The sequence below is a fragment of the Massilia soli genome (assembly GCF_016809835.1).
Lineage (GTDB): Bacteria > Pseudomonadota > Gammaproteobacteria > Burkholderiales > Burkholderiaceae_D > Telluria_A > Telluria_A soli.
On sequence record NZ_JAFBIL020000004.1, the window covers coordinates 186,567 to 200,819 of the forward strand.

Consider the following 14,253-nt stretch of genomic DNA (forward strand, 5'->3'; position numbering starts at 1 on the left):
CACCATGCCGGAATTGCTCACAATTCTCACCAACCTGTCCTGGCCGGTTGCCATCTGCCTGGCATGGCTCGCTGGCGAATTCGGCCATCGCCTGACCGGGCTGCCCAAAATTACTTTCTACGGCATCATTGGCTTCGCGCTCGCCAGCTCGCAGATCGGCGTGCTGCCGGCGCGCGGCGACGGCCCGGTGCTGCTGCTTGCCGACGTCGCCTTCGGCCTGATCCTGTGTGAACTCGGCTACCGCATCAACCTGCGCTGGCTGCGCACCAATCCTTGGTTCGGCGTGGCCGGGCTGGCCGAAGCCGCCCTCACCTTCGTGGCCGTGTACCTCGTCGCGATGGCCTTCGGCACCTCGATCATGGCCGCGATGATGCTCGCCTCGCTGGCCATGTCGACCTCCCCCGCCACCGTGATCCGCGTCGTCAACGAGCTGCGCAGTTCCGGGCAGGTCACCGAGCGCGTGCTGCACCTGTCGGCGCTGAACTGCGTGCTGGCGGTGTTCACCTTCAACATCATCGTCGGCTTCTGGATCTTCAACACCTCCGACGACATCGGCGACGCCATCCTGAGCAGCATGGCGGCGCTGGCGATATCGGCCGCCACCGGGGCGTTCTTCGGCGTTGCCGTCCCCGCGCTGCTGCGCCGGCTCGGCAACGTGTCGCAGGACGCCACGGTCGCCTTCGCGCTGGCCGTGATCCTGCTGGTCACCATCAGCTACACCGCGCAGCTGTCGCCGGTGGTCGCCACCCTGGTGTTCGGCCTGACCGCGCGCCACCGCCGCATCGCCTTCAGCCAGGCGCAGCGCAACTTCGGCGCGCTGGGCGAACTGCTGACAGTGCTGCTGTTCGTGTACGCCGCCTCGCTGCTGGACTGGCGCGACATCGTCGCCGGCGGCGCGCTGGCCGTTGCCGTCGTCGCCGTCCGGCTGGTCACCAAAACGATGGGCGTGGCAGCGTTCTCGCACCTGTCGGGCATTTCCTGGCGCAAGGGCCTGCTGACCGGCCTCGCGCTGGCTCCGGCGTCGGTGTTCGTGATCCTGCTGCTCGAGCATGCGCGCCAGCGCGGCGTCTACGTCGCCGCCGAGCTGCAGGCCATGGCGGCGGTGACCATCCTGCTCGAAGTCCTTGGCCCGATCATCGTCCAGCGCGCGCTGAAGCTGGCCAACGAAGCACCGGAGTCCTGACATGCTCGAACCTTTCGCACAATCCCAACCCCTGACCTTTGGCGTGGAGCTCGAGCTGCAGCTGGTCAGCCTGGCCGACTTCGACCTCAGCGCCTCCAGCCCCGACCTGCTGCACCTGCTGGCGCGCAAGCCCTTCCCGGGCAACGTCACCCCCGAAATCACCGAGAGCATGATCGAGATTAACTCCAGCGTGCACTCGTGCTATGGGCCGCTGCTGGAAGAACTGCGCAACATCCGCGACACGCTCGTGGCCGCCGCCGACCAGCTCAATATCGGCATTGCCGGCGGCGGCACGCATCCGTTCCAGCACTGGTCGGAGCAGCGCATCTTCCCCAAGCAGCGCTTCCAGCAACTGTCGTCGCTGTACGGCTACCTGGCCAAGCAGTTCACGGTGTTCGGGCAGCACGTGCACATCGGCTGCGCGTCGGGCGACGACGCGATGTTCCTGCTGCATTCGCTGAACCGCTACATCCCGCACTTCATCGCGCTGTCGGCGTCGTCGCCGTTTGTACAGGGCCAGGACAGCCTGTTCGACTCGGCGCGGCTGAACTCCGTGTTCGCGTTTCCAATGAGCGGGCGCGCGCCCTTCACGCTGTCGTGGGACGATTTTGCCAACGTCTACTTCGCCAAAATGGAAGCGACCGGGATCATCAAGAGCATGAAGGACTTTTACTGGGACGTGCGGCCCAAGCCGGAGTACGGCACCATCGAACTGCGCGTGTGCGATACGCCGCTGACGGTGGAGCGGGCGGCGGCGCTGGCCGGGTACCTGCAGGCGCTGTGCCGGCACCTGCTGGAGCGGCGCGAACAGGCGCCGGTGGAGGACGATTACCTGGTGTACAACTTCAACCGCTTCCAGGCATGCCGGTTCGGCCTGGACGGCGCGATCACGCATCCGAAGACCTATGAAACGATGTCGCTGCGCGAGGATATCTTGACGACGCTGCGCAAGATGGAGCCGCACGGCGAGGCGCTCGGCAGCATGGACGCGCTGAGGCACCTGGCGCAGGTGGTGCAGGAAGGCGGCGACGCCACCTATTTGCGGCGCCAGTTCGAACAGCAGGGCAGCGCCGAGGGAATGGTCGATGCCGCGATCCGCCAGTTCAGGGGAAAGCGGTAATCGAACTCCGGGCGGATCAGCCCATCAGGCGCAGCCGCGCGGCTGGGTCAACGCGACGCGACAGCGGCGGATGCGCCCCAAGGGGATTATCCGCCCTACCTGGCCGCTACCTGTCAGAAGCGGGTCTCGCGCGCGGCGCGCAAGAACTCGTCCAGGATCGGCGTGCAATCGAGCAGGTCGACCCCGCCGGCCCGGTGGAACTCAGGGTGCCACTGCAGCCCCATCACAAAATCGGCGCGCTGGTAGCGAATCGCCTCGACGATGCCGTCCGGGTCCGACATCGCTTCGACCGTGATATCGCGTCCCAGGTCCTTCACCGCCTGGTGGTGGATCGAATTGACCACCGGCCGCTGCACGCGCGGGAACATCTGCCCCAGCGAGGACCCCGGCGGGAACACCACCTCGTGGCGGTGCGCGTCGTAGTCGCTGTGCACGTGCGCGCGCGCCTCCGGCACATTGGTCTCGACGTCCTGGTACAAGGTGCCGCCGAACGCCACGTTGATCAGCTGGCAGCCGCGGCAGATACCCAGCACCGGCTTGCCGGCGTCGACGAATTCGTGCAGCAGTTCCAGCTCGTACAGGTCGCGCGCCCGGTCGCCGCTCCACTCGGGCCGGGTCGGCGTCTCTGAGTAGGTCTGCGGCGAGACGTCGGCGCCGCCCTGCAGCACCAGCCCGTCGAGATGGCGCGCGTAGTGGCGCAGCGTGATGTTGCTTGGATGGAGAAGCCCGTTGGTGTTTACCGTCGGGATCATGAAGACCAGTACATCGCGCGACATGACCCACTGCGCGATCGACTCTTCAAGGTACTGCAGGTTCTTGCTGCGCAGGCCAGTGGACCCCGGTTCCGGATGGAAGATGCGCGCCGAGACGCCGATTCGCAGGGTGCGCCGCATGAAGTCGCGGCTGAGCCGGTCGCGCATGGCGCGCCAGCGCGACGAGATGACCCTGCGCGCCAGCGCCAGCGGCGTGTCGCCCTCGCGCTGATAGCGCGGGACGCCTTCGGTGGACGGGGTGCGGTCGGCGGCGCGATCGGGCGAACGCCGGTCGGGCACGCGGGCAGCGGGCTGGCCGCTGTCAGGGGCAGGAGCGACGCGCCGTTCCGGCATCAATTCGGGTGACGGGCGAGGATCCCGGTCGGCCTGGTTCTCAGGTGGCTGCGGCTTTTCTATATCTGGCATGCCTCAACTATATCGCGGACGAGCCCGCGCACGATTAAATTTACCTTAATCCACTCACGCCGGCAGCGAAAGCAGCCTCTGCAGCGCCCCGATGAGCGCCCGGTCGGGAATCGGCTTGTCGAGCAGGCCGCGCACCCCGCAGGCGCGCGCGCGCGCGCTGTCGTACGGGTAGCTGCAGCTGACCATCAGGACCACCGCGATCCGCGCGCCGGTGTCCTGGCGCTTGATCGCGCTGCACAGCTGGTAGGGGTCGATGCTGCTGGCGGCGGTATTGACCATTACCACCGATACCGGGGTTTCTTCGCACAGGCGCAGCGCGGCCGGGGCGCTGTCGGTCCATTCGACGCCCATGCGCCGGGTGGCCACCAGGCGCGCCAGGTGGTCGCGGAAGGCGGCGCCTTTGTCGATGATGAGGACGGCGCCGGTGGATGGCGATTTGCGCCGCATGATGTAGTCGGAAGGATCGGTCAGGTCGAGGTCCAGCCGCGGACTTCGGCGCCGTTCTGGGATGTAAGGCAGGCCGCTGGCCATGATGCGCGCCATCGCGTCGGCGCGGCGCGCGACCAGGGCGGCCATCACGGCGAACAGCTTTTCGGCAGTAACCGGGCGCGGCACGCGGGGGAAACCATGGTCCGCCAGGCACTCGCCGACCACCAGCGCCGGATGCAGTTCGGCCATGCCGTTGGCCGGCAGCGCGGCCAGGGCATGGTAGTCGTCGCCGTTGGCGATGGTCAGGTCAGGCTCCTGCAGGCTGTCGTCGAGCAGGCGCAAGTAGGCAGGCCCGGACGGCGGCGCCTGGGCCAGCAAGGCTGCGATGCTGGCCTGCTCGCGGGGTGGAAACCCGGTCAGCCGCACCGCGAACGGATATTTTTTCTCGTGCATATTTATAAACACATAAAAACATCGGGCCTTCGCTACCTGCCATATCGTACGAATCTAACCACATTCGTGTAGGCTGGCAAGCACTTCATTCACGCCAATTTCCCATCTTTTGCCCCCTGACAAGATAGAATGCGCAAGCTAGCGACATCACGAAACGAATCACCCCTTCAAGCCTGACCAAGTATGGCCACTAAAAAACCTGCATCCGACTACAGCGAATCATCCATCCGCGTCCTCAAGGGACTCGAGCCCGTCAAACAGCGTCCGGGCATGTATACCCGCACCGAAAACCCGCTGCACATCATCCAGGAAGTGATCGACAACGCCTCGGACGAGGCGCTGGGCGGGCACTGCAAGCACATCTCGGTGACCCAGAACGCCGACGGATCGATCACGGTGGAAGACGATGGCCGCGGCATCCCGGTCGGGCTGCACCCTGAGGAAAACGTGCCGACGGTGGAAATCGTCTTCACGCGGCTGCACGCGGGCGGCAAGTTCGACAAGGGCTCGGGCGGCGCGTACGCGTTTTCGGGCGGCCTGCACGGCGTCGGCGTGTCGGTCACCAATGCGCTGTCCAAGCGCCTGGAGATTACGGTCTGGCGCAAGGAGCCTGACGGCACCGGCATGCACAAGCTGGCGTTCGAACACGGCGACGTGGTCGAGCCGCTGTCGTCGGTGGTGGCGCCGCGCGACGGCAAGAAGTCCGGCACGCGCGTGACCGCCTGGCCGGACGCAAAGTATTTCGACTCGCCGGAAATCTCCAGGACCGAGCTGCAGCGCCTGCTGCGCTCGAAGGCGGTGCTGCTGCCGGGCGTGACCGTCACCTTGACCAACGCCAAGACCGGCGACGTGCAGACCTGGAAGTACGACGAAGGCCTGCGCGGCTACCTCAACGAAATGCTGGCGCAGGGCAGCGGCGAGCCCTTGATCCCGGTATTCGAGGGCGCCCAGTACTCGAACGGCGAAACCGACGGCTTTGCCGAAGGCGAAGGCGCGGCGTGGGTGATCGCGTGGACCGAAGAAGGCGCGGTGGTGCGCGAATCGTACGTCAACCTGATCCCGACGCCAAACGGCGGCACCCACGAATCGGGCCTGCGCGACGGCCTGTATGGCGCGGTCAAGAATTTCGTCGAGATGCACTCGCTGTTGCCGAAAGGCGTCAAGTTGCTGCCGGAAGACGTGTTCGCGCGCACCTCGTTCGTGCTGTCGGCCAAAGTGCTCGACCCGCAGTTCCAGGGCCAGATCAAGGAACGCCTGAATTCGCGCGACGCGGTGCGCCTGGTATCGACCTTTTCCAAGCCGCCGCTGGAGCTGTGGCTGAACCAGCACGTCGACTACGGCAAGAAGCTGGCCGACCTGGTTATCAAGCAGGCCCAGTCGCGCCTGCGCTCGCTGCAAAAAGTCGAGAAGAAGAAATCGTCCGGCGTGGCGGTGCTGCCCGGCAAGCTGACCGACTGCGAATCGTCGGACATCACGCGCAACGAAATTTTCCTGGTCGAGGGCGACTCGGCGGGTGGCTCGGCCAAGATGGGCCGCGACAAGGAATTCCAGGCCATTTTGCCGCTGCGCGGCAAGGTGCTGAACTCCTGGGAAACCGACCGCGACCGCCTGTTCGCCAACAACGAAATCCACGACATTGCCGTGGCGATCGGCGTCGACCCGCACTCGCACACCGACAGCCCGGACCTGTCGGGCCTACGCTACGGCAAGATCTGCATCCTGTCGGATGCGGACGTGGACGGCTCGCACATCCAGGTGTTGCTGCTGACCTTGTTCTTCAAGCACTTCCCTGCCCTGTTCCACCACGGCCACATCTGCGTCGCCCGCCCGCCGCTGTACCGCGTCGATGCGCCGGCGCGCGGCAAGAAGCCGATCCAGAAGCTGTACGCGCTCGACGACGGCGAGCTGGTCGCGATCGAAGACAAGCTCAAGAAGGACGGCCTGAAGGAAGGCGCCTGGAGCATCTCGCGCTTCAAGGGCCTGGGCGAGATGAACGCGGAACAACTGTGGGAAACCACGATGAACCCGGACACGCGCCGCCTGCTGCCAGTCACCTTGGGCGACTTCGCGCACGGCGACGCCGCCGCGCGCTTCAACATGCTGATGGGCAAAGGCGAAGCCGCCGCCCGCCGCGCCTGGATCGAAGAGCACGGCAACGAAACCGAAGCCGACATCTGACAATCAATTCCCACTCGGTGAAACATTCCAAAATCGGGGACAGACCACCATTTTGGAACATTCCAAAATGGTGGTCTGTCCCCGATTTTGGAACAAAAAATGGTGGTCTGCGTGACCCGGTCTGTCCCCGATTTTGGAACATTGCTGAATATATTTTATGACTAGCCAAGCAAATCTTTTTGAACAAGCAACTGCGCCAGCCGGGGATGACGTCGAGACCCTGACGCTGTCGACCTTCGCCGAGCGCGCCTATCTCGATTACGCCGTGTCGGTCGTCAAGGGCCGCGCGCTGCCTGAAGTGACCGACGGCCAGAAGCCGGTCCAGCGCCGCATCCTGTACCAGATGAACGAGCTGGGCCTGGCGTCCAACGCCAAGCCGCGCAAGTCGGCCGCCGTGGTCGGCGATGTGATGGGTAAGCTGCATCCGCACGGCGACCAGTCGATCTACGATGCGCTGGTGCGCATGGCGCAGGATTTCTCGCTGCGCTATCCGCTGATCGATGGCCAGGGTAACTTCGGCTCGCGCGACGGCGACGGCGCCGCGGCGATGCGCTACACCGAGGCGCGCCTGTCGCCAATCGCCCGCCTGCTGCTCGACGAGATCGATCAGGGCACCGTCGACTTCCAGTCGAACTACGATGGCCAGCACAAGGAGCCGAAGGCGCTGCCGGCGCGCTTGCCGATGGTGCTGCTGAACGGCGCTTCGGGTATCGCGGTCGGCCTGGCGACCGAAATCCCTTCGCATAACCTGGTCGAGGTGGCGCAGGCCGCCGTGGCGATGATCAGGAACCCGAAGATCACCCACGCCGAGCTGATGGCCTTTGTCCCGGGTCCGGATTTCCCGGGTGGTGGCCAGATCATCACACCGCCGTCGCAGATCGCCGAGATGTACGGCAGCGGCCGCGGTTCGATGAAGGTGCGCGCGCGCTGGTCGATCGAGGACCTGGCGCGCGGACAGTGGCAGGCGGTGGTCAATGAACTGCCGCCGGGCTGCTCGTCGCAGAAGGTGCTCGAGGAGATCGAGGAGCTGACCAATCCGAAGGTCAAGCTGGGCAAGAAGGCGCTGTCGCCGGAACAGCTGGCGCTCAAGCAGCTGTTCCTCGGCTCGCTCGATACCATCCGCGACGAATCGGGCCGCAACGCGCCGGTGCGCCTGGTGTTCGAGCCGAAGTCGAAGAACCAGGACCAGACCGAATTCATGCTGATGCTGCTGGCGCATACGTCGCTGGAGTCATCGAGCTCGATGAACCTGGTGATGATCGGCGGCGATGGCCGCCCGCGCCAGAAGGGCCTGTCGGACATCATCGCCGAGTGGATCGAGTTCCGCTTCACGACCGTCCGCCGCCGCACCGAGTTCAGGCTCGGCAAGGTCGATGACCGCATCCATATCCTGGAGGGCCGCGAAGCGGTCCTGCTGAACATCGACAAGGTGATCCAGATCATCCGCAATTCGGACGAGCCGAAAGCCGCGCTGATCGCGGAGTTCCGCCTGTCGGACCGCCAGGCCGAGGATATCCTCGAGATCCGCCTGCGCCAGCTGGCCCGTCTCGAGACGATCAAGATCCAGCAGGAGCTGGCCGAGCTGCGCAAGGAAAAAGGCACATTGCAGGACATCCTCGACAATCCGGCGACGATGAAGCGCCTGATCATCAAGGAGATCGAGGCCGACGCCAAGCAGTTCGGCGATGCGCGCCGCACCGTGATTGAGGAAGCGCAGAAGGCAGTGGTCGAGCAGAAGGTGGTCGACGAGCCGGTCACGGTCATCATCTCGGACAAGGGCTGGGTGCGCGCGCGCACCGGCATCGGGCACGACGTGGCGCAGTTCACCTTCAAGGCGGGCGACTCGCTGCACGGTGCGTTCGAGTGCCGCACGGTGGACACCTTGCTGGCCTTCGGCGACAACGGCAAGATCTACTCGGTGCCGGTGGCGGCATTGCCGGGAGCGCGCGGCGACGGCGTACCGATCACCACGCTGGCCGACCTGTCGGGCGGCGCCGGCGGACGTCCGGTGCGCATCCTGCATTACTTCGCCGGACCGGCGAGCACACGCCTGATGCTGGCGTCGAGCGCCGGCTATGGCTTCATGGCGCAGGCTGGAGACATGGTCAGCCGACTCAAGGGCGGCAAGGCGTTCATCACCCTCGACGATGGCGCAGTGCCGCTGGCGCCGAAGCTGGTCGCCGAAAATGCCAGCGCGGTGGCGTGCTTGTCGGAGAAGGGTCGCCTGCTGGTGTTCGGCATCGACGAGCTCAAGACGCTGTCGAACGGCGGCCGCGGCGTGACCCTGATGGAGCTGGAGGATAAAGAGAACCTGCTGGCGGTGCAGCCGATTACCCAGAAGGGGGTGATCGTGACCGGCATCTGGGCGACCAAGCCGCGCGAAGTGCCGCTGAACGCGACCGGCCTGGCGCCGCACATCGGCAAGCGCGCGCGCAAGGGCAAGGCGCTGGCGGCCAAGGTGAAGGTGCAGGGGTTGCTGGCGAACGGTTAGGCAAGCGGATTCGGCGAAAAAGCGAAGCGTCATCCGCCAATTCGAACCAAAAAAAAGGACAGGCGCGAGCCTGTCCTTTTTCACTTCAGCCCTCGCTCATTACTTAGCAGCGGCCTTCTTGATATCCGCATTGGCTTCAGCTTTCACTTCAGCGGTCTTGGCTGCGGCAATCGCCTTGTCCTTTGCCGATTCAACCGCAACCTTTTCGGCTTTCGCGTCCGCCTTGATCATCTTCTTTTCCGCGGTCAGGTTAGCTTCAGCCATTTTCTTCTCGGCCTTGGCTTCTGCTTTCATGCGGTCTTCCGGATCGGCTTCAGCAACGTTTTCGCGTGCGTCGGCGTGCTTCTTCAGCGCCTTCGACTTGGCTTCCGCTTTCGTCTCTACCGCTTTAGCGACGGCCTTGATTTCCTTTTCATCGGCCTTGGCCGCGACCTTGGCTTCTTTTTCCTGCGCCTTGGCGACGTCTTTCACTGCTTCGTGATGTGCCTTGACGACTTCTTTGGTGGCCGGGGTCGTGACGCCGACGGTGGTGGTGCTGGTAGTCGTGGTAGCTGCGGTCTGTGCAAATGCCGAGGTGGCGAACAGGCCGGCGATCAGGGTTGCGAGTACTTTATTCATGGTGGGGCCTTTTCTTGTAGTAGTTGATAGGACAGTTCCAGAATAGGCTTTGCTCAGCAGTGGGTCTGTTCGCTGGCGCACTAAGGATGTAACTATTGTAAGTACTAAAGGCCGTCGAAAAAAAAGGCGCCCCGCTTTAAAGGACGCCTTGTGGCTGCTGGCTCTCTGGCTTATTGCCTGGTGCCGGGTCGCGAGTACAAATCGATGATTTCGGCCACGCCATCGCTGCAAGCGTTACAGAATCTTTCACTTCGGTCGAACATCAGGCACTGCATTTCAGACCGGTAGAAGCCCTTTGCTTCGTAATTGGCGCCCTCGAACGCGCCGACCACATGGCGGTTCGGCGACCCGGCGAACAGCTGCTCGTTGAAGCGCAGGTCTTCCTTGAACAGCGCGCTCATCTCCGACTCGGGCCGGTTCGCTGCGCGCAGCGCGGCGCGGCGCTTTTGATAGGCACGCGAGGCTTCCTCGAACTCGGCTTTCGGCCAGGCGGTGGGCAGCGGCGTGCCCGCCTTGACGTGCTGCTTCCATTTCAGCCTGGCCGGGTCGCGCAGCGCGGTGACGTTCGGCTCCCACGGTTCCATCCGCGCGCCGCTCGACTGGTACGACACGGGCGAGGTGTAGTACTCGTCGGCCAGGCCCGCGAAGTGGTGGCCGAACTCGTGGACGAACAGGTAGTTGGCCCAGTCGTTGCCGGCCGCCGCGGTGCTGAACTGGCCGAAAATGCCGCCGCCGCCGTAGGTCTCGTTGTTGACCAAAATTTCGATGAACTCGTAGGGCGCGTGCTGGGCGATGTCGCGCAGCGCGCGGTTGTCCAGCGTGAGCACGTAACGCTCGCTGCCGAAGATGTCGTAGCGGGTGCCGAGCGCCGACGGGTTGTGTACGCCCGTCGATGGCCGGCTGATGCCCGATTTTTCGGTCGGCACCGCCAGCGCCCAGACGTTGAAGTCCTTGGCGCGCTCCTTGAACGGCGAGACCGTGAACAGGTAGTCGGCCAGACGGCGGGCGTCGGCTTCGAACTTCTTCATGTCGCGCGCGGTGTAGCCGTCGCCCATCACCAGGAGGTCGACCTTCTGCGGCGACGGGCCGTTGACGCGGATCGCAATCGGCTTGGCCGGCGCGGCGGCCTGCTGCTTGACCACTTCCTGCGCGTCGGCGTCGATCTCGACGCTCCACACTACCGAGAACTCATTGCGTTCGTCGCGCTGGAGGATGCGCACGCGCACCGGCTTGGCGTACTTCGGGAAGCGTACCGATTCCTGGAAGCCGCGGTTCATTTTGTTGGCTTCCTCGGTGGTGCGCCATTCGCCGAAAATGGTGGAGAAGCCGCGCGAGTACAGCAGGTCGCCGGTCTTGGCGTCGACCACTTCGACCCGGTTCTGGCCGCGGTTGGTGTTGTCGAGGGCTTGCGAGAGGTCGCCGGGCCATGCCAGCGGTTCGATGACCACGCGTTCGAGCGCGTACTGGTCGTGCAGCGCGTTACCGCTGTGGAGGTAATCGACGCGGACCGTCGCCGGTTGCTGCGCGCAGGCGGCGCCTGCGGCAAATACGAGCGCGGCCGCGAACAGGCGGCTCAGGGAAAACGACATGGCAGTTCCTAGCGGGCGTTGGATTGTGCTGCATTGTAATCCTGACTGCTGCCGTTGCGGTACTGGTACATCGGCTGGCGCACGGCGATCGGACGGATGTCGAGCCGCAGCTTGTAGATCGAATAGGCGTCGGTGAGCGGCGACTGGTAGCCGACACTTTCCTGCACGCGGCTCAGGCGGAACTCGAAGCCGAGGTCGGACTTCTTGTCGAACGGGCTGCTCATGGCCACGCCGATGGCGTCGAGCTGGTCGCTGTCGATCAGCCTGGCCATCAGGTCGGTCACGGCGCTGTTGGCGAGGATGTCGGCGGTGAACAGCGGGCCCTTGTAATAGGGCCGCGAGGGATTGAGCTTGCCGTCGGCCTTGTCGCGCCCGGGCGTGATCGCGCCGCTGGCCAGGTTGAAGCGGTCGCCGTTATCGAGGTAGCTGAGCTTGACGTTGCTGACATTGAATTCGCCGCCGTCCTGCGTGCTCGCTTCCGTCATGTCGAGCAGCAGCGCGCCGCGGTAGCCTAGCACTTCGACTTCGCGGTCGGCGCCGACCACCATCGCCGTGTTTTCATCGATACCCAGGCCAAGCTTGTAGCCCTTCTTGAGCATGGCCGGCAGCATGCGCGCGAAGCGCCCGCGTATCAAGAGGTGCTGGTCGACGAACACGTCGTCGCCGATGAACCCGAGCCCGGGCGCAATCTCGTTGCCCTCTTCGACACCCTGCCGCAGGGTCGAGAGCACGGTGTCGGCGCGGTAGAACATGGTGCTGCTCATGATCGCCGCGCCGGCGCTGGTGCCGGCGATGACGCCGCCGCGCCGGTACATCTCCCACAGCGCATCGAGCACCTTGGTGTTGCTGCCGTCGGGACGGCGCAGCGCGCGCGTGATGCGGGCCTGGTCGCCGCCGGCGAAATAGGCGCCGCCCGCCTTGCGAATGGCGTCGGCAAGTTCGGGATCGTCGGCCGTATCCGGCAAGCCGCGGCCGATCGGTACCGCGAAGGCCTTGGCGCCGTATTGATTGAGGCGCGCGGCGTTCACGTCGCCGGCCTTGGCCGCGTTGTACGACGCCGCGCCGAACACCGCGATGCGTGCGCCTTCGCCGCCGGCCAGCTGGACGATACGCGACCACACGGCGGCGTTATCGCCGCGCAGCCCGCCGCCGATGATGACCAGCGTGCCCTTGGGTGCGGCAACCTGGGCCTGCACCTGCGCGGCATGGCTCTGCGCGCTCGCCAAGAGCGCGATCAACAGCACGGCATCCCTGAACACGCGATAAAACATAAGACTACCTTTCAGGCGGGTCGGTTTCAGCTACAAAGAATACCCGCGTGCAACTAAACGATATTGCTACCAATCAACACATTCGGACCGTGTGCGGTCCCGCGTGATGTTTATATAAGATTAATGGCGAATTCAATGCGGGACTGTTCGGTACAACACAATCAGGCGCGACAATGCACCCACAAACTCATCTCATTTCGATCCAGGACAGCAGTGCGTCGTTCCGGCTCACCAGTTTTCACTTCGGCACGCCCGGAACCGGCAAGAAGGCATACATCCAGGCCGGGCTGCATGCCGACGAGGTGCCAGGCATGCTGGTGTCGCGGTTCCTGCGCGAGCAGCTGGCCGCGCTGGAGGCGGCAGGCAAGCTGAAAGGCGAAGTGATCCTGGTGCCGGCGGCCAATCCGGTCGGCTTGTCGCAGGCCATCCATGGCGCACCGTTCGGCCGCTTCGACCTGCACACCGGCACCAATTTCAACCGTGCCTACAAGCATGTGGCGGACGAGCTCAAGGCGTCGCTTGACGGCTTGCTGGGCAAGGACGCCGGCGCCAACGTGCAGCTGGTCCGTTCGCATGCGCTGAGGTCGGTCGAACAATGGCAGCCAGCGACCGACACCGAGGCGCTCAAGAAGATCCTGCTGGCGATGGCGATCGACGCCGACATCGTGCTCGACCTGCACTGCGATACCGAATCGGTGGTGCATATCTACACCGGCACGCCGTTGGCCGGCGCGGTGCGGCCGCTGGCTGCCATCATGGGCGCGCACGCGGTGCTGCTGGCGCTGCAGGCGGGCGGCGAGCCGTTCGACGAAGCCTGCAGCCGGCTGTGGTGGGACCTGGCGAGCCACTTCGGGCCCGCGTTCCCGCTGCCGCCCTCTTGTGTGGCAACAACAGTTGAACTGCGCGGCGAAGCCGATGTCAGTTATGAACTGGCGCAACAGGATGCGCGTGGCTTGCTGCGCTACCTCGCCCACGAAGGCGTTGTCGACCAGCCTGCCGCGCCGTTGCCTCAGCCGCTGTGCGAACCGACGCCGCTCGAAGGTGTCGAGCCCATCGACGCGCCGCGCGCCGGCGTGGTGGTGTTTCTGAAGCGCCCGGGAGACCGGGTCGAGGCTGGCGACGCGATCGCCGACCTGGTCGATCCGGTCAGTGGCGACACCCTTACCTTGCGCTGCACGGTCAAGGGCGTGCTGTTCGCGCGCAGCAAGCACCGCCACGTGCTGCGCGGCATGACCGTGGCCAAGGTGGCCGGTCCGGTGGCGTTCCGTAGCGGCTCACTGTTGAGCCAGTAAGACTCAGGACACGTAGATGTTGGGGAAATAGCGCTCAAGCAGCGTTTCGGGGTGCGGCGCCGGGGCAAAACCGAACTGCGCGAACAGCGCCTGTCCATTGCTGGAAGCCAAGGTCAGGCGTCGCAGGCCCTGCAGGCTGGGATGCGCCAGCAAGGTCTGCATGATCGCCTTGGCGTAGCCGCGGCCGCGGTATTCGGGCACAACGAACAGGTCGTCGATGCAGCCATGGGTGGCGTAATCGGTGACGACCCGGGCGAACGCCACCTGGCGGCCGTCGACATAGCCGCCGAAACACAGCGAGTTTTCAATCGCCCGGTCAACCACGGCGCGTGGAATGCCGACCGCCCAGGTCGACTGTTCGCTGAGGAAACGGTAGATGAGGGGAACGTCGAGTTCCGACCGGTCGGTACTGATCTGCAAGGCGGACATAGCAATGACACCCATCGTAAAA

Annotated in this window: 11 protein-coding genes; 5 read left to right on the forward strand and 6 right to left on the reverse strand. The window is 64.8% G+C overall.

Features of this window, described 5'->3' with window-relative positions; genetic code table 11:
* Positions 1 to 4 precede the first annotated feature (4 nt).
* Together I4X03_RS11035 and I4X03_RS11040 are read left to right on the forward strand one after the other, a co-directional pair.
* Positions 5 to 1,183, forward strand: coding sequence for a cation:proton antiporter (locus I4X03_RS11035; RefSeq protein ID WP_223468274.1), 1,179 nt, complete (start codon positions 5 to 7; stop codon positions 1,181 to 1,183).
* A gap of 1 nt (position 1,184) precedes the next feature.
* Positions 1,185 to 2,303: a YbdK family carboxylate-amine ligase gene (locus tag I4X03_RS11040; protein WP_223468275.1), complete on the forward strand. Its 1,119-nt coding sequence runs from the start codon at positions 1,185 to 1,187 to the stop codon at positions 2,301 to 2,303.
* A 113-nt stretch (positions 2,304 to 2,416) separates the two neighbouring features.
* On the opposite strand, the gene I4X03_RS11045 is transcribed toward I4X03_RS11040, so the two are convergent.
* The gene (locus I4X03_RS11045; RefSeq protein ID WP_223468576.1) at positions 2,417 to 3,409 is read right to left on the reverse strand and encodes a gamma-glutamyl-gamma-aminobutyrate hydrolase family protein; all 993 of its coding nucleotides are present in this window, start codon (positions 3,407 to 3,409) and stop codon (positions 2,417 to 2,419) included.
* Between the two features lie 126 nt (positions 3,410 to 3,535).
* Complete coding sequence (locus I4X03_RS11050) at positions 3,536 to 4,363, reverse strand: response regulator (RefSeq protein WP_223468276.1); 828 nt, start codon at positions 4,361 to 4,363, stop codon at positions 3,536 to 3,538.
* A gap of 183 nt (positions 4,364 to 4,546) precedes the next feature.
* Here I4X03_RS11050 and I4X03_RS11055 point away from each other — a divergent pair, with 183 nt between their 5' ends.
* A complete protein-coding gene (locus tag I4X03_RS11055) occupies positions 4,547 to 6,541 on the forward strand; it encodes a DNA topoisomerase IV subunit B (protein ID WP_223468277.1) in 1,995 nt (664 codons plus the stop codon).
* A gap of 157 nt (positions 6,542 to 6,698) precedes the next feature.
* Positions 6,699 to 9,032 carry a DNA topoisomerase IV subunit A gene (gene parC, locus I4X03_RS11060; RefSeq protein ID WP_223468278.1) on the forward strand — a complete coding sequence of 778 codons (2,334 nt, stop codon included), beginning with the start codon at positions 6,699 to 6,701 and terminating at the stop codon, positions 9,030 to 9,032.
* 99 nt (positions 9,033 to 9,131) lie between these two features.
* Here the strand turns inward: parC and I4X03_RS11065 are convergent, their stop codons facing one another.
* The 3 genes from I4X03_RS11065 to I4X03_RS11075 all read right to left on the reverse strand — a co-directional run bounded on the left by I4X03_RS11065 (position 9,132) and on the right by I4X03_RS11075 (position 12,510).
* Positions 9,132 to 9,650 (reverse strand): hypothetical protein, encoded by a 519-nt coding sequence (locus I4X03_RS11065; protein WP_223468279.1) that lies wholly within the window; start codon positions 9,648 to 9,650, stop codon positions 9,132 to 9,134.
* A gap of 170 nt (positions 9,651 to 9,820) precedes the next feature.
* Entirely contained in the window at positions 9,821 to 11,239 is a 1,419-nt protein-coding gene (locus I4X03_RS11070) for an IgA Peptidase M64 (protein ID WP_223468280.1), read from the reverse strand.
* An 8-nt stretch (positions 11,240 to 11,247) separates the two neighbouring features.
* Positions 11,248 to 12,510 carry a cyanophycinase gene (locus I4X03_RS11075; protein ID WP_223468281.1) on the reverse strand — a complete coding sequence of 421 codons (1,263 nt, stop codon included), beginning with the start codon at positions 12,508 to 12,510 and terminating at the stop codon, positions 11,248 to 11,250.
* Between the two features lie 173 nt (positions 12,511 to 12,683).
* Between I4X03_RS11075 and I4X03_RS11080 the strand changes: the two genes are divergently transcribed.
* Entirely contained in the window at positions 12,684 to 13,802 is a 1,119-nt protein-coding gene (locus I4X03_RS11080) for a succinylglutamate desuccinylase/aspartoacylase domain-containing protein (RefSeq protein WP_223468282.1), read from the forward strand.
* Positions 13,803 to 13,805: 3 nt separating this feature from the next.
* On the opposite strand, the gene I4X03_RS11085 is transcribed toward I4X03_RS11080, so the two are convergent.
* The gene (locus I4X03_RS11085; protein WP_223468283.1) at positions 13,806 to 14,246 is read right to left on the reverse strand and encodes a GNAT family N-acetyltransferase; all 441 of its coding nucleotides are present in this window, start codon (positions 14,244 to 14,246) and stop codon (positions 13,806 to 13,808) included.
* Positions 14,247 to 14,253 lie beyond the last annotated feature (7 nt).